The organism is Streptomyces sp. NPDC048718, assembly GCF_043198875.1.
GTDB lineage: Bacteria > Actinomycetota > Actinomycetes > Streptomycetales > Streptomycetaceae > Streptomyces.
Map to the genome: position 1 here is coordinate 99,521 of NZ_JBICVG010000004.1, position 21,967 is coordinate 121,487.

Below are 21,967 nucleotides of genomic sequence, written 5' to 3' on the forward strand. Positions count from 1 at the left end.
CCCCGTACGGGGGGCCCATACGACCTGAGCCCCCCGTACGAGGTCCGTACGACCGAAGCCCCGCACCGCCGGGGCCCCGGAACAGCACGAACCCCGCCCTCCCCGAGAGCCGAAGCCGGCGCCGCCCCCCACCTCACCCGCCGCCCCCGAGCCCCTCAAGGTCCAGCCCATGCGGAAGATACTCATCGTCGGAGCCGGCCAGTCCGGTCTCCAGCTCGCCCTCGGTCTCCAGTCGAAGGGCTACGACGTCACCCTGATGTCCAACCGGACGGCGGACGAGATCCGTTCCGGCCGGGTCATGTCCACCCAGTGCATGTTCGACACCGCGCTCCAGCACGAGCGCGACCTGGGCCTGAACTTCTGGGAGGACCAGGCGCCGCGCGTCGAGGGCCTCGGCGTCTCCGTCGCCGCACCCGACTCCTCGCGGGCGATCGACTGGATCGGCCGTCTCGACCGCTACGCGCAGTCCGTCGACCAGCGGGTGAAGATGGCCGGCTGGATGGAGGCCTTCGCCCGGCGCGGCGGCCGGCTGGTCATCCACGGGGTGGCCGTCGGCGACCTGGACTACTTCGCGCGCGGCTACGACCTGGTGCTCGTCGCCGCCGGCAAGGGCGAACTGGTGTCCATGTTCGGCCGGGACGCGTCCCGTTCGCCGTACAGCGAGCCGCAGCGCGCGCTGGCGGTGGCGTACGTGCACGGGCTCGGCCCGCGTCCCGAGCACCCGGAGTTCGACGCCGTCCGGTGCAATGTGGTGCCCGGGGTCGGCGAACTGTTCGTGATGCCGACGCTCACCCTCTCCGGCCGCGCCGACATCCTGTTCTGGGAGGGTGTGCCCGGCGGTCCGCTCGACGTCTTCCGGGGCATCAAGGACCCGGCGGAGCACTTGCGGCTCACCCTGGAGCTGATGGAACGTTTCACCCCGTGGGAGTACGCCCGTGCCACCAAGGTCGAGCTGACCGACGCGGGCGGCACGCTGGCCGGTCGCTACGCCCCGACCGTACGGCACCCCATCGGCCGGCTGCCCGGCGGCGGCGCGGTCCTGGGCGTCGCGGACGTCGTCGTCGCCAACGACCCGATCACCGGCCAGGGTTCCAACGCGGCCGCCAAGTGCGCCGCCTCGTACCTCGCCTCGATCGTCGAGCACGGCGACCGCCCGTTCGACGAGGCGTGGATGCAGAGCACCTTCGACCGCTACTGGGAGATCGCGCGTCCCGTCACCAAGTGGACCAACGCGATGCTCGCGCCCCTGCCCGAGCACGTGGTGAACCTGCTGGGCGCGGGGACGCGGCTGCGGCCGATCGCCGACCGCTTCGCCAACGGCTTCGAGAACCCGGCCGACTTCGAGAACTTCTTCTTCGATCCGGAGAAGGCCGCCGCCTACCTGGCCTCGCTGACCGAGAGCTGATCCCCGAAAGGTCCGCCGGCGCCGGAGGACGGTCGCAGCCCTCGGTCCCGCCGTCCTCGGTCCGCTGTGTTCGAAGGGCCCCTACAGGTCCGCCGGGCGGGTCCCGCCGAAGCCCGTGTCCGCGCCGTTCGACGCTCCCTCCGGGAGCTCGGGCGGCGCGAACGTCTTCAGGGGCGCGCCGCCCGGGTCCGGGCGGACCGCGCCGAGCAGCGGGTTGGCGGCGATCGGGGAGACCTTGATCCGGGTGCCGGGGCGCGGGGCCTGGACGACCAGGCCGTGGCCCAGGTAGAGCGCGATGTGGGTGGCCTTGGGGAAGTAGACGATCAGGTCGCCGGGGCGCAGCCGGTTCAGCGGTACGTGCGGCAGCTTGGCCCACTGCTCCTGGCTGGTGCGCGGCAGCGCCCGCCCGGCCGCCGCCCAGGACCGCTGGGTCAGACCGGAGCAGTCGTACGTGTCGGGGCCCTCCGCGCCCCACTCGTACGGCTTGCCGATCTGTCGTACGGCGAACCGCAGCGCCCTCGCGCCCTGCGGTGAGGGGGTGCGGGCGCCGTCCAGGGCGCCGGACGCCATGAGGGTGCTCTGGGCACCCGCGGTCTGCTGGGCGTCGAGCGAGGTGAGCCGGCCGAGCTGGTCGGCGGTGAGCGACGCGAGCAGCTTCTCCACCTCGCGGAGCCTGGTCTCGACGGCCTCCTTCTGCTTCTTCCGGTCGGACAGCAGGACACGACCGCGTGCGAGAGCGGTGCGTGAGGCCGTCGCCAGTCCGTCGGCCTTCTGCTCGGCGGCCTGGAGCCGCTGGACGACCGTGGACCGCGACCGTGCCGCGCGGGCGGCCTGATGGGTCTCGTCGAGGGCGGTCTGCGGGTGCCGGGCGAGCAGCAGGGTGAGGTACGGGGAGAGGTCGGAGCGGCCCTGGTACTGGAGCCGGGCCAGCCGGCCGGCCTCGTCGCGGCCCTGCTGGAGGGAGCGGCGGGCGGCGGTCAGCAGGGCGTCGGTCCTGCGGGTGTCGGCGGTCTGCTTCTTCAGGGCCTCGTCGGCCGCGTTGTACGCCTCGGTGGCCTGCTCGGCCTCCTGGTAGAGGGTGCGCAGCCGGGTGAGCAGTCCGGTGACGGAGCCGTCGACGGCGCCGGGGGCTTCCGTGGTCTCGGCGGCTTCGGTGGCTTCAGCGGCCTCGGTGGCCTCGGTGGCCTCGGTGGCCGAGTCCGTGAACGCGTCCGCGGCCGGTTCGTCCGCCGCCCCGGGGGCGGGGGGTACGCCGGGGACCGGCGCGAGCGGGGCCGCGGAGGCGGTCCCGCCCATCGGCCCGGTCGCCGCCAGGGTCGTCGTCAGGGCGAGCACACCCGTACCGATCGTGCGCAGCAGTCGTCCCGCCACGTCATCACCTCCACGGCCGCCCGAGGCCGTACGGCCCCGCGGCCCCGAGTCGTCACGCCTTCACGCCTTCGCGCTTGTACGGCGACGATGATGACCGGAGGGATGATGTGATCAGCGCATGATCGGGCGGGTGTCCTGCGCACTCACTCGGACGGCGCAGTCGATCCTGCCCCGTCCGCCGTGCCCGGGCCGTCCGCCGAACCCGCGCCACCCTTGCCGGCCGGCTTCTGCCAGGGCCAGCGCAGCTCGCGGCGCTCCCGCCCGTCCGGCGCGTACACGTACACCCAGCCGCGCTGGAGCCCCAGCCGCTTGGTGTAGCCGGCGGGCTCGCGGCGGTACGCGTGGACCGTCGCCGGGTGCCCGGCGTGGGCCGGGACCGGCACCTCGTACCACTTCGGGGGGTGCCCGGTCGGACCGGTCAGGACCGGCAGCACCCGGCCGTCGAGGGGGCCGCCGCGAAAGGGGGTGTTCTCGCTTCTCACCCCACCAGTGTCCGTCAGGGCCGCCTCGGGGTTCACCGGCGGACGGGGGAGCGGCCGTCGTGCGGCGTACTCGCCGGGGTGATGGGGCACGTGCGGGGACCGCACCGCACCGCACCGCACCGTGCCGGGGCGAGTGCGGCCGCCGCGGGTCTCCCGCCCTGCTACGACAGGACCTTGCCCAGCACGTCGACGATCGCACGGTAGGCCTCCAGCATGGCGATCTCCGTGTCGTTCACCGGGTGGTCGTACTTATCGGCCTGCTTCGCGGCGTAGTCGCGCGCGTCCCGGATCTTCGTCTTCAGGACGACGTCGTTCTCGGTGAGACCCGGAAGGTCTCCCGCTCCTGTGGGCATGGCGTTCCTCTCGTCGGCCGGTGGCTGTCGCCTGTCAGCCTGGGCGCCCACGGAACCCCGCGCACGCGGGCGGACCCCACCCCTCGGCCGTACGAGTGGGTGCCCCGCCCGCGCCCTGCCGCCGGCGCTCAGGCCAGCAGCCCCGACGACTTCCACATCCGCCGGCCCGCGCCCCGCAGCACCCCGACGTCGTCGAGAAAGTCCGTCAGCCGCTTCGCTCCCGACTGCATCACCTCGCGCCGATGCCCGCTGGCCCGCACCTGGGCCACGGCCTGCCGGCGGTCCAGGCCCACGTTCTCGTACACCGCCGGGTTGATGAAGCACACGGAGAACACCCGCGCGGCCTCGCCGCAGCTCAACCGGGTCAACTCCTGTTCCCAGCGCGGCGCCGTGATCATCTGGCGGCGCAACTCCTCGCGGGCGTACCGCACATGGCGCGACTCCTCGACCACATGGATACGCGTCACGCCGCGGATCAGCGGCTGTATCCGCTCGTCCGGGAAGGTGAGCCGCTGCATCCAGTCCAGGATCTCCTCGCCGAGCAGGGTCGCGGCGAACGAACCGGGCGTGGTGGACACGGTCTTCAGGACCCGGGCGAGATTGTGGTACATCCGCGGCACCGGGTACTCCGGGGAACCGCCGCGCTTGATCATCCGGGCGAACATCATCGAGTGCCGGCACTCGTCGGCGATCTCGGTGAGGGCGTAGCGGACGTGATCGCTGGTGAGCGGCTTGTCGTAGATGTGCCGGACCAGCAGCTGCATCAGGATGATCTCGAACCAGATGCCCAGCGACGCGAGCGAGGCGGCCTCGTGGCGGGAGAGGTCGATCCGCTGTTCCTCGGACATCCGCCGCCACAGCGGGGTGTCGTAGAGCGAGACCAGCTCCGGCGGCCAGAACCACTTGCCGTCCTCGAGCGGGGCCTCCCAGTCGAGTTCGGTGTCGGGGTCGAAGGAGTGCTTGAGGGAGGATTCCAGGAGCCGTTGGGCGACCTGTTCGCGGTCGCGCAGCGGACCCAGGGCGTCCTGGAGGAGGGTGAAGTCGGGCTCGATGAGACGGGCCATGGTGGTGGCACCTCGCGCGGGGGTCGTCGACGGGAAGCGGGCAGGGCGGCCGCGTCGCGAGGCCGCCGGGCGGCCGGATCGTACGGGGGCGGAGCGGGTCGCGGGCGGTTCACGAGCGGTTCGCGCGCGGCCGGGTTACCGGCGGTCACGGCCGTCGCCTCCCTATAGGACTCCTCTCCGCCCGAAGCCGTCAATCCCTCGCGCACGACTTATTGACGCCGTGTCTATCAACGCGTGAGCCTCGGGGAAAAGCGCCGGAAGGAGCCGTCCGTGACGCCTGCGCGTGACCGCGCCGAGCGGGCCCCCGAAGGCAGGGCCCCCATGAACCCCAAATCTGGCAAGGGGAGTTCATGTGAGACGGCCTGGCAGGCACCGGCCGCCGGAGCGGCCCGCCCCGGACGAGAAGCTCGCCGAGGCCCTGGACCGAGAGGGGTTCGCGGTGGAGGAGCGGGAGCAGGTCGCCGAAGTGAACGAGGCCGTCGCGCAGGGCGAAGCCCCGTAAGAAATCCTTGCTCCCTGGCCGGTCATGGCACGCCGACGGTGGTTCACGGACGGTGGTCCACGGGCTGCGGCTCACGGACGGCGGTGGACGTGGGCGCGGCGACTCACGGACTGCGGGGGATGCGCGGACGGAAGGGCGGATGGCGGCGGGAATCGTCCGCCTCCCACTCCTGGCCCGTCTCCCACCCCGTCCGCTGGTCCATCTCCCGGCCCGTTCCCCGTTCCATTCCCTGGCTCTTCCCTGGATCCGCCCCCTGACCCATCCCTCCGGGCCGGGCGTCCCGCCCCTCCGCCTCCAGCTTCAGTGCCTCCTCCATTACCGCCTTCGCGATCGGCGCCGCGTTGCCGCCCCCGCTGATGTCCGTGCGGTCGGCCTCCGCGTCCTCGACCACGACGGCCACCGCCACCGCCGGCTGCACGGCGTCGGCGGCCTGCGCCCAGGCGATGAACCAGGCGTACGGGGTACCGGTGTTGCCGAGGCCGTGCTGGGCCGTGCCCGTCTTGCCGCCGACGACGGCGTCGGGGATGGCGGCGTTGGTGCCGGTGCCGTCCTCGACCGCCCGCACCATCAGCTCCCGCAGCGCCCGCGCCGTCGCCGGGCTCATGGCCTGGCGGTAGCCGCGCCGCACAGCGCTCTCCACCGCCCCGCCCCGCGCGGTCGTGGTCCGCTCCACCAGATGCGGCTGGGCGATGTCGCCGTTGTTCGCGACCGCCGCCGCCACCAGGGCCATCTGCAGCGGAGTGGCCGCCGTGTCGAACTGGCCGATCGACGACAGCGCCAGCTGGTCCGGGCTCATCCGGGTGTCGAACGTCGACTTCGCCACCCAGGACGGGATCCGCAGCCCCGCGTCGTCGAAGCCGAAACCGCGCGCCGCGTCGACCATCCCCGCGAGCCCCACCTTCACCCCGAGCCCCGCCATCACCGTGTTGCAGGACCACTGGATCGCGTACGAGAGGGACGCGTTCTCGCAGCCCGACGCCTCGTTGGGCAGCACCTGGCGGGTGCCGGGCAGTACGAACGGGTCCGGGATCCCGGTCGGCGCGTCCACGTCCGTCACCACACCGGCGTCGAGCGCCGCCGCCGCCGTCACGATCTTGAACGCCGAACCCGGCGGATACGTCTCCCGGATCGCCCGGTCCAGCATCGGCCGGTCCCGCGCCGCGTTCAGCCGCTGCCACGCCCGCGCCACCTCCGCGCCCGTCCCCGACAGCACCCCCGGGTCGTACGACGGCGAGGACACCAGCGCCAGGATCCGCCCGCTCGACGGCTCGACCGCCACCACCGCCCCCCGTCGCCCCGCGAGCCCCCGGTAGGCGGCCTCCTGCGTCCGGGCGCGGATCGTGGTGACCACCGTGCCGCCCGGCCGTCGGCTCCGGGTCAGGTCGTTCCACAGCGGCAGCGGCGCCAGCCGCGGGTCGGTGCCCGCGAGCAGATCGTCCTCGGTGCGTTCAAGGAGGCTGGTGCCGTACGTCTGCGAGGCGTAGCCGGTCACCGGCGCGTACAACGGACCCTGTGTGTACGTCCGTTCCCAGCGCAGTTGCTGTCCGCTGTCCCGGGCGCCGGTGACCGGGCGGCCGTCCACCAGGATCGCGCCGCGCGGCTGTCCCCAACGGGCGATCGCGGTACGCCGGTTGGCCGGGTTGTCGTCGTACGAACCCGCCTGCACCACCATCACCCGGGCCGCGTTGACGAGCAGCGCCACCAGCAGGACCAGGCAGAACGCGGCGGCCCTGCGGATGTGACGGATCACCGGACGTCCTCGGCGGCGGGGGCGACGATCCCGGCGGCGGGCGGCTCCGGCAGCGGGGCACGCGCCGAGTCCGAGACCCGGACGAGGAGGGCGACGATCACCCAGTTGGTGACGACCGAGGAGCCGCCCTGCGCGAGGAACGGCATCGCCATGCCGGTGAGCGGGATCAGCCCCATCACCCCGCCGGCGATGACGAACACCTGGAGCGCGAGGATCGACGACAGCCCCACGGCCAGCAGCCGGCCGAAGGCGTCGCGCAGCGCGAGCCCCGCACGGAAGCCTCGGCCGACGAGCAGCGCGTACAGCAGGAACACCGCCGTCAGCCCGACGAGCCCCAGCTCCTCGCCGACCGTCGCCAGAATGAAGTCGGACTTCGTGGCGAAGCCGATGAGCGTCGAGTGCCCGAGACCGAGACCCGAACCGAACATCCCGCCCGCCGCGAACGCGAACAGCGACTGCGCGAGCTGCCCCGGCCCCTGACCCGCCCGGATCGAGGCGAACGGGTCCAGCCAGTCCTCGACCCGCGAGTGCACATGCGGCTCCAGCGACCCGACGAGGAACGCGCCGGCCGCGGCGAGCAGCAGTCCGACCGCGATCCAGCCGGTCCGGCCGGTCGCCACGTACAGCATGATCACGAACAGTCCGAAGAAGAGCAGCGAGGTGCCGAGGTCCCGCTCCAGGACCAGCACGCCGACGCTCACCAGCCAGATCGCCACGATCGGCCCGAGCACCCGGCCGGTGGGGAAGCGGAACTTCCACACCGTGCGGCCGGTGTGCGCGAGCGCGCCCCGGTTGGCGGCGAGATACGCGGCGAAGAAGACCGCGAGCAGGATCTTCGCGAACTCGCCCGGCTGGAAGGAGAGTCCGCCCAGCCGGATCCAGATCCGCGCCCCGTTCACCGCGGGGAAGAAGATCGGCAGGATCATCAGGCCGAGCGCGGCGGCGACGGAGAGATACGCGTAGCGCTGGAGGGCGCGGTGGTCCCGGATCAGCAGCACGACCACGATGAACAGACCGACGCCGAGCGTCGACCAGACGAGCTGGGTCGGCGCCGCCTGGTCGTCCGGGGTCTCCAGGTCGAGCCGGTAGATCAGGGCCAGCCCGAGCCCGTTGAGCAGGACCGCGATCGGCAGGAGCAGCGGATCGGCGTACGGGGCGCGCAGCCGGACCGCGAGATGGGCGAGCAGGGCGAGGGCGCCGAGCCCGGCGCCGTAGCGGGCGGCGTCCGGGGGGACGGCACCGCTGCGGGCGAGGCCGACCTGCGCGTAGCCGAGCACGGAGATCAGGACGGCGCCGACGAGCAGCGAGAACTCGACACCGCGGCGCCGGGGGACCCGCACCCCGGGCGGGGGCGGGTCCGCGGCCTCGGTGCGCGGTGCGGTCATGGTCCGCAACGTAGCAAGCAGTAAGCCTTATGTCCCTTTTGTGTGACGGTGTGCCGTCGGGTGTCCGGGGTCGGTGCCCCGTTCCGCCCGCTCTTCGCGCGCGGCCCTCGCGGCCCCTCCTCCCGGCAGTCACAACCCCCGGCGCGTCATCAGGTCCAGGGCCGCCTGGCACAGCGTCAGCAGCTTCTCGTCGTCGTGGACGTCGTGCGAGCCCGCGCCGTCCTCACGCGCGTTGTGCCGCCGCCGACGGGACAGTTCCGCGCGGACCGCCGGCTCCGCCTCCGCCGCCAGCGGACCCATCTCCGCGAGGCACTCGGCGACCTCCACCCGGGCGAACCGGTTCTCCTCCCAGGCGGACAGCAGAACCGGCAGCACCGCCGCCGACTCCCCGGCGACCCGCCACAGGGCCGTCGCCGACCGCACCCGGACCCACAGGTCCCGCGAGCCCAGGCCCGCCCGCAGCGCCGGAGCCGCGTCCCGCGCCGCCGGGCCGATCGCGCCGAGCGCCTGCGCCGCCGCACACCACTCGGCGCACGTCGTTCCCGGCCGCAGCCACTGCTCCAGCGCGGCGACCGCCTCCTCGGGCGGGCCGTCCAGGGCCCACAGCGCCTGCGCCGCCACCGACGACACCGCCGCCGACGGGGCGTCGAGCAGCTTTCGTACATCGGGCAGCGCCTCCCGGGCCGCCGGCCCGAACGCCGCCAGCGTCCGCAGACACGCCTCGCGCACCCACTCGCGCCGGTTCGGCGGCGCCCCGCGCAGCACCCGCAGCACCTCCGGCAGCGCCTGCGCGCCCCGAACCGCCGCGAGCGCGTACAGCAGGGGCGCCGCCCGCTCGTACAACCGGTCGTCCAACATCACCTCGGCGAGCCGGCGGCGCAGCACCGGGGCGAGCGGCATCGCGGCGGGGCCGAGCGCGTCCACCGCGTACAGCAGCTCGCGCCGTACCTCCCGCTCCTCCAGGGCCCGGGCGAGCAGCGGCACCGCCCGAGCGTCCCCCGAACGGGCGAGGGCGAGGAGCGCCGCGCTCTGTCCGAAGCCGGCCGCGACCTGCTCGCCGGGACCGCTCTGCCCGCCCCATCCGTCCCGTCCGCCGTGCCCGGCGCGCCCGCTGTACCCGTCGTACCCGCCGCGCTCGTCGTACCCGCCCTGCCCGCCGTCCCCGCCGTGCCCGTCCCGGCCGTGCGTGAGGGGCAGGGGGTCGGCGAACCCGGCGGGGCAGGCGGTCAGTCGCTCGGCCAGCGCGTCCGCCGCCGGCGCGGCCAGCTCGAAGAGCCGCTCCAGGAACGAGGTGGCGGCCTCGCGCAGCCGCGGCTCCGGGTCGCTCAGCTGCTCCCCGACGAGCCGTACGACCTCCTCGTACCGCCCCCGCCAGATCCGGATCAGCCCGCCCGCCAGCCAGATCGCGTCCGACCGCTGCCCCCAGTCGGGGCTGCGCAACTGCGCGAGGAGCAGGGCGAGCCGGTCGTCGACCCGGTCGTCCAAGGCGGTGTGCAGGGTACGGAGCAGCTCCTCCGTCCAGGGCGTACGGCGGCCCGCCGAGTGCTCCTCAAGAAGCTCGCGGACCTGTCCGATCAGCGTCGGCGCGGCGGTCTTCGGGGTCTCGGTGGGACGATCGGGCGGGGTGGTGCGCACCTCTTCGAGCAGGACGGTGACCAGGTCCACCACGTCGTCGGGGATCTCGGCCGGCGCGCACCGGGCGAGCTGGGCGAGCGCGGCGAGCCGCAGCCCCGGCGCCTGCGCGGCGCGCACCAGCCAGGCCAGCCAGTCCACGGTCTCGGTGTGCAGTGCCTCGTGCCGCAGCGCGATCCGGCCCACGGCCGCGACCAGCGCGAGCCGTACCTCGGTGTCGCGTTCGACGGTGAGGCGCTCCCGCAGGAGCCCGAGCACCCGTGCCGGATCGGGGTGCAGGGAGGCGAGCGCGCAGGGGGTGGCGAGCCGTACCTCCAGGTCGGGGTCGTCGACCAGGCCGAGGAACACGTCCGCCCCGGCGGCGATCGCGGCCGCCGCCATCGCGTAGTTTCCGGCGGGGATGAACTCCTCGTCCTCCGGGTCGAGTTCGTCCAGCTCCTCGTCGCCGTTCAGATCGATCCCGCCGACGCTGGTGAGTAACTCGACGATGCCGCCCCGGTCCTGGACGGTGGGGTCGGCGACGAGTTCGAGGAGGAAGGGGATGCAGGCGAGGGTCGAGTCGTACACATCGCCCTGGTGGTGCACCGCGCCGTACATGTCGTCCAGGGCCTGTTCACGCTCGGCGGGATCGTCGGAACCGAGTCCGCGCAGCAGTTCCGGCACATCGTCCGCGGGGCCGTAAGCGTGCCCCAGCGAGGCCCAGTCGACCTCCTCGATCCCCGTCAGCATGCCAGGCCGCCTTCCCCGTGAGCGCTGTACCAGGCAGCAAGTGTGCACCAATAGGCCGTCTCCAAGGCCCTGCCTGCGGGACCGGCGCCGCCGCGGCGCGCCCGGCCGCTCGCTTTGCGCCACGCCGGGGAAGGCGAGGGGGGCCGACCGGCCCTTGACCCGGCGCTCACGGGCGTCCGTGAGCCCTCTGGAGCCGCTCCGCTCACACGCGCGCGCCCGCTGGACCGGCGCACTTGTGTGCGGGGGCGTGGAAAGGGGCGCTCGGGAGGGGCGCACAGGGAGTTTGTCCTGAACGGAGCGCAGAGAAAAGGCAGTCGGGATTCGGCCAGCAGGGGTATCGGAGGGTTGCCGGATGGTAAAGGGGTGGTCAATGAGGCCGTCTCACCGCCCGTTTTCCTCCTCTTTCGGGGCTGCGTCGGGAGGGGGGCCGTCGAGCGGGGGCAGGCCTCCCGGGGACGGGTCCGGGGGCGGGTCGGAGGGTCCGTCCGGGGGCGCGGTGGCGTCCCGTACCCGCACGAACCGGGCGGTGTCCTGGCGGCCCGCGGGCAACCGGAGTTCGACGGGCAGGGGGTCGGGGAGCGGGCGTACGGTCCCGTGTTCCGGATCCTCCTCCGGCGCGCCGAGCCGGCCGGCCGTCGACTCGGCGACCTGGTGTGCCTGGAGGCCGGTGAGCCGCGGGGTGGTCCGCAGGGTACGGCCGTCGGCGAGCCGGACAAGCAGCGCCCGCGGCCGGTCCGGCGGCCCGAACACCCCGACCAGGACGGCGTCTTCGGTGTCCGCGTGCCGGATCTTCCGCCACGCCCAGGTGTTGCCCGGGCGATACGCGGAGTCCCAGGCCTTCGCCACGATCCCCTCGACGCCCGCCGCGCGCAGCGCGCCGAACCACTCGCGGGCCGTCGCCTCGTCGTCGGTGGCGAGCACCCGCTGGAGCGGCGGACCGGTCCCCGCGAGGGCCTCGGCGAGCAGTTCCCAGCGCTCCCGCAGCGGCCGGCCGCGCAGATCGCGCCCGGGCAGGGCGAGCAGATCGAAGGCGATGTACGAGACGGGGACGCCGGCCCGCTCACGGTCCCGGTGCGAACGCAGCAGGTCGGTGAAGCTGAGCCGGCCCTCGCGGTACGCGCACAGCTCGCCGTCCAGGACCACGCCCGGCGGCAGCGCCTCGCTCAGATAGGCGGCGATCGCCGGGAACTCGGGCGCCAGATCGCGCCGGGCCCGGGACTGCAGGACGACCCGGCCGCCGTCGAGGACGAAGGCGAGGGCGCGGAAGCCGTCGAGCTTGAGGGAGTACTGGAAGCCGCCGGGGACACCGCCCTGCCGGGGGATCTCGTCCACGGAGCGCGGCCGTACGACCTCCAGGGGCGGGCGCAGCATGACGGGGCTCGCGCCGGTGGTGGGCGGCGTCATGGCAGGGCTCCGGCCGCCGCCGGGTCGAAGAGCGCGGCGAGCAGATCCCCGTACCGCTCCAGGCGTGGCGGCACGGCGTCGAACAGCAGCACCAGCCGTCCGGGGTCACCCGAGGCCGCGGTGTCCGCGACCTCCTCCCAGGTCACGGGCGCGGAGACGGTGGGCAGCCGGCGGGCCCGCAGGGTGTAGGGGGTCGCGGTGGTCTTCGCGGCGGCGTTCTGGCTGTGGTCGACGAAGACCTTGCCGGGGCGCAGGGCCTTGGTCATCCGGTGGACGACCAGCGCGGGCAGCTCCTCCGCGGCCTCGACGGCCAGCCGGCGCGCGTACGCGGAGACCTCGGCGGACGGGGTGGGGGCGAGGGGCGCGAGTAGATGCAGACCCTTGGAGCCCGAGGTCTTCGGACAGGCGGTGATTCCGTCGGCGGCGAGCCGTTCCCGCAGGTGGAGGGCGACCCGGCAGCACTCGACGACGGTCGCGGGCGGCCCCGGGTCGAGATCGAGGACCAGCCGGTCGGCGACGGCGGGGGAGTCCGCCCGCCACTGCGGGGTGTGGAACTCCACCACCAGATTCGCCGCCCACACCAGCGACGGCAGGTCCTGGACCATCACCTGGCGGGCGCGGGGCGCGTCCGAGCGGGGCACCGGGGTGGTCGTCACCCAGGCGGGCGTGCCGGGCGGCGGATTCTTGGAGAAGAACAGCTGGCCGTCGGGGCCGTCGGGGTAGCGCAGGAAGGACACCGGCCGGTCCCGCAGATGCGGCAGGATCGCGGCCTCGACGACGGCGTAGTAGTGCAGCAGCTCCCCTTTGGTGGTGCCGGTGGCCGGGTGCAGGACCTTGTCCAGGTTGCTGAGGGAAAGGCGCCGCCCCGCCACCTCTGTGACCGGCGTCATACGATGAGAATCGCATGGAATCGGAATCTTTGATGTGAATGCGACGAGGAAGACAAGAAACAAGAAAGGGGATGAATCGTGCGATCGATCTGGAACGGGGCCATATCCTTCGGCCTGGTCAGCATCCCGATCAAGCTGGTCAACGCGACCGAGAGCCGGTCCGTCTCCTTCCGTCAGATCCATGCCGCCGACGGCGGCCGCATCCGCTACAAGAAGGTGTGCGAGCTGGACGGCGAGGAGGTCGTCCAGGCCGACATCGGCAAGGCGTACGAGGACGCCGACGGCACCATGATCCCGATCACCGACGAGGACCTGGCCGCGCTGCCGCTGCCGACGGCGAAGACGATCGAGATCGTGGCCTTCGTGCCGGCCGGTGACATCGACCCGCTCCAGATGGACGCCGCGTACTACCTCTCCGCCAACGGCGTGCCGGCCGCCAAGCCGTACACCCTGCTGCGCGAGGCGCTGAAGCGGAGCGAGAAGGTGGCGGTCGCGAAGTACGCGCTGCGCGGCCGGGAACGCCTCGGCATGCTGCGGGTGGTCGACGACGTGATCGCCATGCACGGACTGCTCTGGCCGGACGAGATCCGCGCCCCGGAGGGCGTCGCGCCCGAGACCGAAGTGTCCGTGCGCGAGGCCGAACTCGACCTGGCGGACGCCCTGATGGCCACCCTCGGCGAGGTCGACATCGACTCTCTGCACGACGACTACCGCGAGGCGGTGGAGGAGATGATCGCCGCGAAGGCGGCCGGCGGCGAGGGGGTCGCCCCGCCGGAGCCCGAGACGCCCGGCGGCGGCAAGGTGATCGATCTCATGGCCGCCCTGGAAAGCAGTGTCCGCGCGGCCAGGGAGTCCCGGGGCGAGCCCGCCGAGGTGACCGAACTCCGGCCGAGAGGAGGGGAGTCGGGTCGGGCGGCGGCATCCACGCGGTCCGGTGCCCGGTCCAGCCCCCGTTCCGGTTCTCGTTCCCGGGCCACACCCAAGGAGACCGGAGCGAAGAAGTCCACGGCCAGGACGGCGAAGAAGAAGACGGCGGCGCCGGCCCGCAAGTCGACCTCGGGGTCCTCGGACGCGTCGTCCAGGGCGACGGAGAAGAGTGCCAAGTCCACTGCGAAGAAACAGACTTCGAAGAAGAGTGCGGCGAAGAAGGAGTCGGCGGGGAAGGCCGCGCCGCGCAAGCGCAGCGCCTGACCGGGGAGTGACCCAAAGGCGCGTACCCCCGGCCTCACCCGACCCTCGTCGGCGGGTTCCGATGGGTGTCGGCAGGTCCCGATCGGGGGCCGGGGTGGTGCGACGGGCCTCGGTCCGGCCCCATTCCCGCCCGCCTATCCGGGGATCGCGCATTGCGCGATCCGGTGGCGATAAACGGCGGCGAATATGCCAGAGTCACATGCGGAAGGCACCTTTGACATAGCCGAGGGGTGGTTTTTAGGCTCTCGGTCAGTTGTCCATGGGGGGAAAATGATTCAGCGTGTGCCGGATAGTCCCGCACCTCTCGATGTGACGGGCGTCTTTTCCGCGGCGGGTGGCGACGTCTGGCGGATCCTGGTGGTGGACAGCGATCTCGCGCACGCGGAGCCGCTCGTGGCGGGCCTGCGCCGGTGCGGCCACCAGGTGAGCCGCGTCGAGACCGGGGGCGCCGCGCTCCGGACGTACGGCGACATGGATCTCGTCCTCATCGACCTCGAACTGCCCGACATCGACGGGCTGGAGGTCTGCCGGCTGATCCGCGCCGCCGGCGATACCCCGTTCATCGCGCTCAGCACCCATGGTTCCGAACTGGACCGGGTGCTCGGCCTCCAGGCCGGCGCCGACGACTACCTGGTCAAGCCGTACGGATTCCGCGAACTCGTGGCGCGCGCCCAGGCCGTCATGCGCCGGGCCAGACCCCGCCCGCGCTGTACGGGGGTCATCGCGCGCGGAGCGCTGCGCATCGACGTCGGGGCGCGCGAGGTCAGCCTCGACGGCAGACACATCGACGTCACCCGCAAGGAGTTCGACATCCTGCATCTGCTCGCCTCCGACCCGGGGAACGTCGTTCCCCGCAAGCGGCTCATGCAGCAGATCTGGGGCGACTCCTGGTCGCGGCGGACCGTGGACACCCATGTGAGCAGCCTGCGCGGCAAACTGGGCTGTCGGGACTGGATCGTGACCGTGCGCGGCGTGGGGTTCAGACTCGGCGGCGGGTGACCGGCCAAACAGCCGGAAGCCCCAGTCGCTTGACCTTCCACGTGCCCGGCCACCCCTCCGACTCCGCGATCTCCACCCCCTCTTGCGATCCCACCCCGGGAAGGACACCACCGATGCGGGCCGATGCCTGGCTCCTGGACGTCACCGAGGAATCCGACCCCGGCGCCGCCGACATCACCCCGCTCGACGCCCATGAGCGCGAGCGGGCCGCCGCGTTCCGGCGGCCCGTCGACCGGCACCTCTACACGGTGGCGCACCTCGCCCTGCGCACCCTCCTCGCCGGGCTGCTCGGCGCGCGCCCCGCCGATCTGGTCTTCGGCCGCGAACCCTGCCCGTGCTGCGGCGCGCCGCACGGCCGTCCGGTCCTCGCCACCCCCGGACCGCCCCCGCTGCACTTCTCCCTGTCCCACACCCCCGGGCTCGTCCTCGTCGCGACCGCGCCCGTCCCCGTCGGCGCGGACGTCGAACACCGCCCCGCCCCCGAATCCGTACGCGACCTGGTGAGCGTGCTGCACCCGAGGGAGCGGGCCGAGATCGAGGGCGAGCCCGAAGGAGAGCCCCGTGCCGCCGCCCTCGGCCGGATCTGGGCGCGCAAGGAGGCGTACCTCAAGGGCCTCGGGACCGGCCTCGGCCGCGATCCGGCCCTGGACGACCTCGGCGGCGACCCCGTCCGCGAGCCCGGCCGCCATCCGGAAGGCTGGGCCGTGCGCGACCTGCTCTGCGGCCCGCGCCATCACGGCGCGGTCGCCCTGCGCACCCTCGTACCGGGCACGAAGCCGGCCCCCGGAACCGGAACCGGCCCCGGCCCCGGCCCTGGCTTTGGTTCCGAGTCGGGATCCGGCTCCGCACCGGGGTCCGCTTCCGGGGCCGAGCCGCGACTGCGTCGTTTCCCGTCGCTCGCCGCGCTGCGGGCCGAACCGCCCGCGCCCCTCGGGGAGTAGCGCGTCCCGGCCTCGCCGTAACCCGCCGGGCCCCCGTACCCTGACGAGCCCGGCCGGGGCCTGTCGGATCCCCGGCGGCACGCCCACGTCACGGCGACGGCCGCGCGACCCCCGTACGACCTCCGTACAACCCCCGTGCGGCGACTGCCCCGTGCGGAATCCGGCGACGCCGCGACGCCCTCGGGCCACCCCGACGGAATCTTGACATTCTCTTGCGGAAATCACACGGAAAGCCCGCGCGGTCTGCGGAATTGCACCGCTCTCTGACTTCCCCGCACGTTGAAGCGGACCCGGGAACCGACGAAGAATCGTGGCCGTGTTCCGGCCCGATTCCGACGGCCGGTTTCTTGTTCGCGCAGGATTTTCGGGAGTCGATCCCGGGATCGTTATGGGGGATTACGTGATAACTCGGCGCAGCATGCTCAAGACGGGCATGGCGACCGGCGCGGTCGGGGCCGCCGGCCTGCTGATCCCGGCCACCGCGGGCCCGGCCGCGGCGAGCCCGGCCGGTGCGGCGAGCCCGGCCGGTGCGGCGGGCGCGGCCGGTTCGCGCGGCGCGTCCGCCGCGGTGGACCTGGACCCGGCCTCCGTACCGAAGTTCACGCAGGCCATGCCGCTGGCTCCGACGGCCACGCCGTACATGTCCATGCCGATGACAATGGACTGCTACGCCCTGACCATCCAGGAGGCGGACAAGGAGGTCCTGCCGGGCGCGCTCACCCGGGTCTGGACCTTCAACGGCGGCTTCCCCGGGCCCGTGCTCAAGGCCAGGAGCGGTGTCCGCACCGTGGTGGACCAGACCAACAACCTGCCCGTGGGCATCTCCGTCCATCTGCACGGCGCGCATGTGTCGGCGGACAACGACGGCGACCCGATGGTGCTCATCCCGCCGAACGGCGGCACCAAGACGTACACGTACCCGAACTCCCAGCCGCACGCCAACCTGTGGTTCCACGACCACGCGCACCACGCCGAGTCGGAGAGCGCCTTTCGGGGGCTTGCCGGAACGTATCTGCTCACCGACGACATCGAGCAGAGCCTGAATCTGCCGAGCGGCGCGTACGACGTGCCGATCCAGCTGCGCGACGCCCGCTTCGACGACCAGGCTCAACTCGTCTACCAGATGGGCGACCAGAGCCGTCATGTCATCCTCGCCAACGGCAAGGCGTGGCCGTATCTCAATGTCGCCGCGCGCAAGTACCGCTTCCGGCTCTGCAACACCGCCAACACGCGGTTCTTCACCCTCGCCCTGTCGGACGGCGCGACCTTCCAGCAGATCGGCTCGGACGGCGGGCTGCTCCCCGCCCCGGTCACCGTCAACCAGGTGGTGATCTCCCCGGGCGAACGTGCCGACATCGTCGTCGACTTCTCGAAGTACGCGGTCGGGACGACCCTGGAGTTCCGCAACGAGGGGACCGGCGGCCCCATCGACCAGATCAGCAAGGTGCTCCAGTTCCGGGTCGACCGCACGGCGGCCGACACCAGCGTGGTGCCGAGCACCCTGCGCACCCTGCCGGCGCTGCCGGCGGCCACGGTCAACCGGTCCTTCACGCTGGCGATGGGCGGCGGCGTGGCCACCATCAACGGCCTCGCGTACGAGCACGGCCGGATCGACACCGAGATCGCGTACGGGGCCACCGAGGTCTGGACCGTCACCAACCCCGGCCCGGGCAACCACAACTTCCATGTGCACCTGGTGCAGTTCAGGGTGATCGAGCGAAACGGGACGCCGGTGACCTCGGGGCCGGAGTACGGCCTGAAGGACACCGTGCGGGTGGGGTCCGGGGAAACGGTCAAGATCCAGGCGACCTTCACCGGCTACCGGGGGCAATACCTGTACCACTGCCACATGTTCGACCACGCCGCGATGGGCATGATGGCCACGCTGCGCGTGTCCTGACACGGGGGCGCGTACGTCCCTCGCGTACGTACTTCCCCGCGCTCTCCGCCGAGTTACCTTCCGCGCCCCTCACGTACGTCCCCCGCGCCTCTCGCGTACGTCCCCCGAGCCGCCCCCGAGGGGAGACCCTCGCGTCTCCCCTCGGGGGCACCCTCAGGGCGGTCAGCTCCCCGCATAACGGACCGACTTGGTCGCCCTTCGGACAAGCGAAGGTCAAATTCTTGTTGCATACCTGTCAATCCGATCGGTCTGCTGACACGCTTCCGACGCACCAGCACCACGCACCACCCCCCACTCACCCCCCACGCTTCACAGCGAAGGAGCCCGCGTGAACCGCCTGCAGACCTCGCCCCGCCGTACCACCGTCCGCGCCGCCGCCCTGCTCGCCTCGGCGGCCATGGTCGTCATCGGTGTCCAGACCGGATCCGCCAGCGCCAGCGCCCCGCGCGAGGCCGGAGCGACCGCGGTCAACCTCAGCGCCTCGCAGCGCGTCGCCGCCCTCCAGGACGCCCAGGCCGGAGCCGACGCCACCGCCCAGGCCATCGGCCTCGGCGGCCAGGAGAAGCTGGTCGTCCGTGACGTCGTCAAGGACGCCGACGGCACGGTCCACACCCGCTACGAGCGCACCTACGCCGGCCTGCCGGTCCTCGGCGGCGACCTCGTCGTCCACGAGAAGAAGGACGGCGCCCGCTCCACCACCAAGGCGACCGGCGCCCGGATATCGGTCCCCACCACCGCCCCGGCCGTCGCCGCCGCCACCGCCGGCAAGTCCGCCGTCGCCGCCTCCGACGCCCGGTCGGCCAAGGCCGGCGACGCCCGCAAGGTGATCTGGGCCGCCACCGGCAAGCCCGTCCTCGCCTGGGAGACCGTGGTCACCGGTACGCAGGCCGACGGCACCCCGAGCCGCCGCCACGTCATCACCGACGCCACCAGTGGCAAGGAGCTCTTCTCCTACGAGTCCATCGAGACCGGCGTCGGCAACACCATGTACAGCGGCCAGGTCACCCTCGGCACCTCCGGCTCCGGCTCGTACACCCTGACCGACGCCACGCGCGGCGGCCACAAGACGTACGACCTCAAGGGCGGCAGCTCCGGCACCGGCACGCTCTTCACCAACACCACCAACACCTTCGGCAACGGCCTCGCCTCCAACCGCGAGACCGCCGCCGCCGACGCCCACTACGGCGCCGCGATGACCTGGGACTTCTACAAGAACGAGCTGGGCCGCAACGGTATCCGCGGCAACGGCGTCGCCGCCTACTCCCGCGTCCACTACGGCAACGCCTACGTGAACGCCTTCTGGGACGACTCCTGCTTCTGCATGACCTACGGCGACGGCTCGGGCAACGCCAAGCCGCTCACCTCCCTCGATGTGGCCGGCCACGAGATGTCCCACGGCCTGACCGCCTCGACCGCCGGTCTGGTCTACAGCGGTGAGTCCGGCGGCCTGAACGAGGCCACCTCGGACATCTTCGGCACCTCGGTCGAGTTCTACGCCAACAACGCCTCCGACAAGGGCGACTACCTCATCGGCGAGAAGATCGACATCAACGGCAACGGCACGCCGCTGCGTTACATGGACAAGCCGAGCAAGGACGGCGCGTCCAAGGACGCGTGGTACTCCGGCGTCGGCAACGTCGACGTGCACTACTCGTCCGGCCCGGCCAACCACTTCTTCTACCTGCTGTCCGAGGGCAGCGGCGCGAAGACCATCAACGGCGTCAGCTACAACTCGCCCACCGCGAACGGTGTGACGGTCACCGGCATCGGCCGGACCAAGGCCTACAAGATCTGGTACAAGGCCCTGACCACCTACATGACCTCCACCACCAACTACTCGGGTGCCCGCGCGGCCACCCTCTCCGCGGCTTCCGCCCTGTACGGCGCGAGCAGCGCCGAGTACACCGCGGTCGCGAACGCCTGGAACGGCGTCAACGTCACCAAGTAAGCGCCCGCGCGGTCACCGGTGGCATGCCACCGGTGAAGCGCCGCTGGTGACGCGCCACAGGGAGCCGTCCTCGACCGCCGACGCGGTCGGGGACGGCTCTCGTCGTGTCGGCGAAGGCGATCGAGGATGGCCCAGGCGATCGAGACGGCCGGGCCGATCGAGGCGGCCGGGTTGACCGAAGCGGCCGAGGGAGGCCCGTCGGACGCCGTCGCGCCTCACGCGTCGTAGTGGATCACGCCGTACTCGTCCATCGTCGGGTGCATCTTCATCGGCTCGGTGTCGTCCACGTCCGACGGCCTCGGCTTCTCGGGGCCGTCCGGTCCGACTCGGACCATGCGTTCGGTCCGGCAGATGTGGAACAGGCGCCCGTCGAAGGTGAGTTCGTCCGCGCGACCGAGGGTGCGGAACTCCTCGGCCGCCCGCGCGTACCGCTTGCGCTTCTTGTCGTCGAACTCGTAGATCATCGGCCAGAGTTCGTTCAGCGCGCCGTACAGGAACGCGCGCGCGTCGTGCGGGGTCGTCATCAGCGACCCCTGCGGCTCCCAGACGGCGCCCCGCTTCTCGACCACCCCGAAGGTGGTCGGCATCAGGACGACCTCCGGGTGGGTCCGTACCGCCTGCTCGGAGTCGGCGCTGACCTCGTCCGGGTAGCGCTCCCCGTCGTAGGTGAACTCCCGCAGCCAGAGTCGCAGCGCCTCCGCCATCGGCCGGTTCTCCCGGGCCGGATCGAGGACGAAGCCGAGGTCCGGCGAGGGGGAGCGCTGGCGGCTCAATTCCCAGGAGCGCAGCAGCGGTTCGACGTCGGTCGGCCGGGGCGGTTCGAGGCCCTCCTGTCCGGACCGCGCCAGCTCGTCGCCCCGTACCACCCGGAATCGTTCGCCCAGCACCTCGACCTCGTCGATCGGCTCCTTCTCCAGGACGGCGACGGCGTCGAGCAACTCCCGGCGCTCGGTGGGGACATCGGTGTCGTCCTTGGCCCGGAACCACAGCATCGAATGAAGACTGTCCCGCGACCCCTGCGGCGTCGCGTCCCGCAGCGGCGACACCAGCCGCCAGGCCCCGTCCCGGTGCACGGCGACCCCGAACAGCGCCCCGCGCACCGACAGCGACGGATAGCGCAGGAACCGCTCCATGGCGTCCCGCTCGCTGACCCAGGCCACAGGGTCCTCCTCCTGGATGAGGTTCTGCTGCGCCTTCTCGATCCGCGACTTCCAGTCATCAATCATGCGCGCATTGTGATCCTTCCGGCCCGTGTGCTGGGCCGAAACGGCCGAACTGTCCGGCGGACGAGCGATGTTGCGGCGCCGGGCTTGCCGCGAGGGGCCGGTAAAGGGGGGTGGGTGCGGGGTTCGACCGCAGGTCACCGTAGGGTTCGGCTCCCTTCGTGAGAGGAACGATTCGATGCTCGGCTACTGGTTCGCGGTCGTACGCCGCCTGGCCTTCCCCGCGCTGACGACCGGCGCGCTGTTCGCGGTCGGCCTGGCGGCGCTCCTGATCGTGGGCGGCGACGTGGTGGTGAGCGAAGCCGTCCCCGAGGTCCTCGGAGCCGGTGTGGGCAGCGCGTTCGCCTTCCTGGCCATCCTGTCCATGGCCGCCACCGTGGGCGCGGCCCGCACGGCCCGCCGGTACGGCCTCGCGCTCGGCCCCGAGGCCGTCGCCCTGCCGAGCGTCCGCGAGGTGCGGGTGCCGGGCATCGCGAACAGGACCGCGTTCCAGCTGACCGACAGCGTGCGGTACGCGATCGAGAACGACCCCGCCATGCCGCTCGACGAGGTCACCACCTTCGGCCACGGCGCCCTGGACCTGACCCTGAGCGGCCCCTCGGACACCAAGGTCGTCGTCGAGATCCGCATCACCCCCGGCCCGGACACGACGACCGCCGCCATCCAGGCGCGCCCCACCGCCACCCACAAGCGCCTGGACTCGGCGGCCTCTTGGGCGATGGCCGGCATCGTCGAGCGCCGCACGCTGGAAGCCCTGCACGCCGAAGCCGCCCCGGCCGGCGACCCCGCCTGACAGCC

18 protein-coding genes are annotated in these 21,967 nt (G+C 72.5%); 8 read left to right on the forward strand and 10 right to left on the reverse strand.

The window, feature by feature from the left end; all coding sequences use genetic code 11:
* Positions 1-169 precede the first annotated feature (169 nt).
* Entirely contained in the window at positions 170-1,405 is a 1,236-nt protein-coding gene (locus ACGFRB_RS08710) for a styrene monooxygenase/indole monooxygenase family protein (protein WP_393240796.1), read from the forward strand.
* A gap of 81 nt (positions 1,406-1,486) precedes the next feature.
* Here ACGFRB_RS08710 and ACGFRB_RS08715 read toward each other — a convergent pair whose 3' ends face one another.
* The 4 genes from ACGFRB_RS08715 to ACGFRB_RS08730 all read right to left on the reverse strand — a co-directional run bounded on the left by ACGFRB_RS08715 (position 1,487) and on the right by ACGFRB_RS08730 (position 4,675).
* Positions 1,487-2,776: an NlpC/P60 family protein gene (locus ACGFRB_RS08715; protein WP_393240799.1), complete on the reverse strand. Its 1,290-nt coding sequence runs from the start codon at positions 2,774-2,776 to the stop codon at positions 1,487-1,489.
* A 143-nt stretch (positions 2,777-2,919) separates the two neighbouring features.
* Entirely contained in the window at positions 2,920-3,258 is a 339-nt protein-coding gene (locus tag ACGFRB_RS08720; RefSeq protein ID WP_363001356.1) for a hypothetical protein, read from the reverse strand.
* A gap of 161 nt (positions 3,259-3,419) precedes the next feature.
* Positions 3,420-3,611, reverse strand: coding sequence for a hypothetical protein (locus ACGFRB_RS08725; protein ID WP_393240802.1), 192 nt, complete (start codon positions 3,609-3,611; stop codon positions 3,420-3,422).
* 128 nt (positions 3,612-3,739) lie between these two features.
* Positions 3,740-4,675 carry a diiron oxygenase gene (locus tag ACGFRB_RS08730; protein ID WP_363001353.1) on the reverse strand — a complete coding sequence of 312 codons (936 nt, stop codon included), beginning with the start codon at positions 4,673-4,675 and terminating at the stop codon, positions 3,740-3,742.
* A 352-nt stretch (positions 4,676-5,027) separates the two neighbouring features.
* Between ACGFRB_RS08730 and ACGFRB_RS08735 the strand changes: the two genes are divergently transcribed.
* Positions 5,028-5,177 (forward strand): hypothetical protein, encoded by a 150-nt coding sequence (locus ACGFRB_RS08735; RefSeq protein WP_393240805.1) that lies wholly within the window; start codon positions 5,028-5,030, stop codon positions 5,175-5,177.
* Positions 5,178-5,280: 103 nt separating this feature from the next.
* On the opposite strand, the gene ACGFRB_RS08740 is transcribed toward ACGFRB_RS08735, so the two are convergent.
* The 5 genes from ACGFRB_RS08740 to ligD all read right to left on the reverse strand — a co-directional run bounded on the left by ACGFRB_RS08740 (position 5,281) and on the right by ligD (position 12,967).
* Positions 5,281-6,927, reverse strand: a complete 1,647-nt coding sequence (locus ACGFRB_RS08740; RefSeq protein ID WP_393240808.1) for a penicillin-binding transpeptidase domain-containing protein — start codon at positions 6,925-6,927, stop codon at positions 5,281-5,283.
* A complete protein-coding gene (locus tag ACGFRB_RS08745; protein WP_393240810.1) occupies positions 6,924-8,312 on the reverse strand; it encodes an FtsW/RodA/SpoVE family cell cycle protein in 1,389 nt (462 codons plus the stop codon). The genes ACGFRB_RS08740 and ACGFRB_RS08745 overlap by 4 nt, the downstream gene beginning before the upstream one ends.
* Positions 8,313-8,441: 129 nt before the next feature.
* A complete protein-coding gene (locus ACGFRB_RS08750) occupies positions 8,442-10,673 on the reverse strand; it encodes a HEAT repeat domain-containing protein (protein WP_393240813.1) in 2,232 nt (743 codons plus the stop codon).
* Between the two features lie 381 nt (positions 10,674-11,054).
* Positions 11,055-12,077 (reverse strand): DNA ligase, encoded by a 1,023-nt coding sequence (locus ACGFRB_RS08755; RefSeq protein ID WP_393240816.1) that lies wholly within the window; start codon positions 12,075-12,077, stop codon positions 11,055-11,057.
* Positions 12,074-12,967, reverse strand: a complete 894-nt coding sequence (ligD, locus tag ACGFRB_RS08760) for a non-homologous end-joining DNA ligase (RefSeq protein ID WP_393240819.1) — start codon at positions 12,965-12,967, stop codon at positions 12,074-12,076. The genes ACGFRB_RS08755 and ligD overlap by 4 nt, the downstream gene beginning before the upstream one ends.
* Before the next feature lie 78 nt (positions 12,968-13,045).
* Here ligD and ACGFRB_RS08765 point away from each other — a divergent pair, with 78 nt between their 5' ends.
* The 5 genes from ACGFRB_RS08765 to ACGFRB_RS08785 all read left to right on the forward strand — a co-directional run bounded on the left by ACGFRB_RS08765 (position 13,046) and on the right by ACGFRB_RS08785 (position 19,946).
* Positions 13,046-14,158, forward strand: coding sequence for a Ku protein (locus tag ACGFRB_RS08765; RefSeq protein ID WP_393240822.1), 1,113 nt, complete (start codon positions 13,046-13,048; stop codon positions 14,156-14,158).
* A 282-nt stretch (positions 14,159-14,440) separates the two neighbouring features.
* On the forward strand, positions 14,441-15,157 hold the full coding sequence (locus tag ACGFRB_RS08770) for a response regulator transcription factor (RefSeq protein WP_393240825.1): 717 nt from the start codon (positions 14,441-14,443) through the stop codon (positions 15,155-15,157).
* A 113-nt stretch (positions 15,158-15,270) separates the two neighbouring features.
* Positions 15,271-16,098 carry a 4'-phosphopantetheinyl transferase family protein gene (locus ACGFRB_RS08775; RefSeq protein WP_393240828.1) on the forward strand — a complete coding sequence of 276 codons (828 nt, stop codon included), beginning with the start codon at positions 15,271-15,273 and terminating at the stop codon, positions 16,096-16,098.
* Between the two features lie 400 nt (positions 16,099-16,498).
* Positions 16,499-17,998 (forward strand): multicopper oxidase family protein, encoded by a 1,500-nt coding sequence (locus tag ACGFRB_RS08780; RefSeq protein ID WP_393240831.1) that lies wholly within the window; start codon positions 16,499-16,501, stop codon positions 17,996-17,998.
* A gap of 397 nt (positions 17,999-18,395) precedes the next feature.
* Positions 18,396-19,946, forward strand: coding sequence for a M4 family metallopeptidase (locus ACGFRB_RS08785; protein WP_393241535.1), 1,551 nt, complete (start codon positions 18,396-18,398; stop codon positions 19,944-19,946).
* A gap of 215 nt (positions 19,947-20,161) precedes the next feature.
* Here ACGFRB_RS08785 and ACGFRB_RS08790 read toward each other — a convergent pair whose 3' ends face one another.
* Positions 20,162-21,172 (reverse strand): DUF5954 family protein, encoded by a 1,011-nt coding sequence (locus tag ACGFRB_RS08790; RefSeq protein WP_393240834.1) that lies wholly within the window; start codon positions 21,170-21,172, stop codon positions 20,162-20,164.
* 175 nt (positions 21,173-21,347) lie between these two features.
* Between ACGFRB_RS08790 and ACGFRB_RS08795 the strand changes: the two genes are divergently transcribed.
* Positions 21,348-21,962 (forward strand): hypothetical protein, encoded by a 615-nt coding sequence (locus tag ACGFRB_RS08795; protein ID WP_393240837.1) that lies wholly within the window; start codon positions 21,348-21,350, stop codon positions 21,960-21,962.
* Positions 21,963-21,967 lie beyond the last annotated feature (5 nt).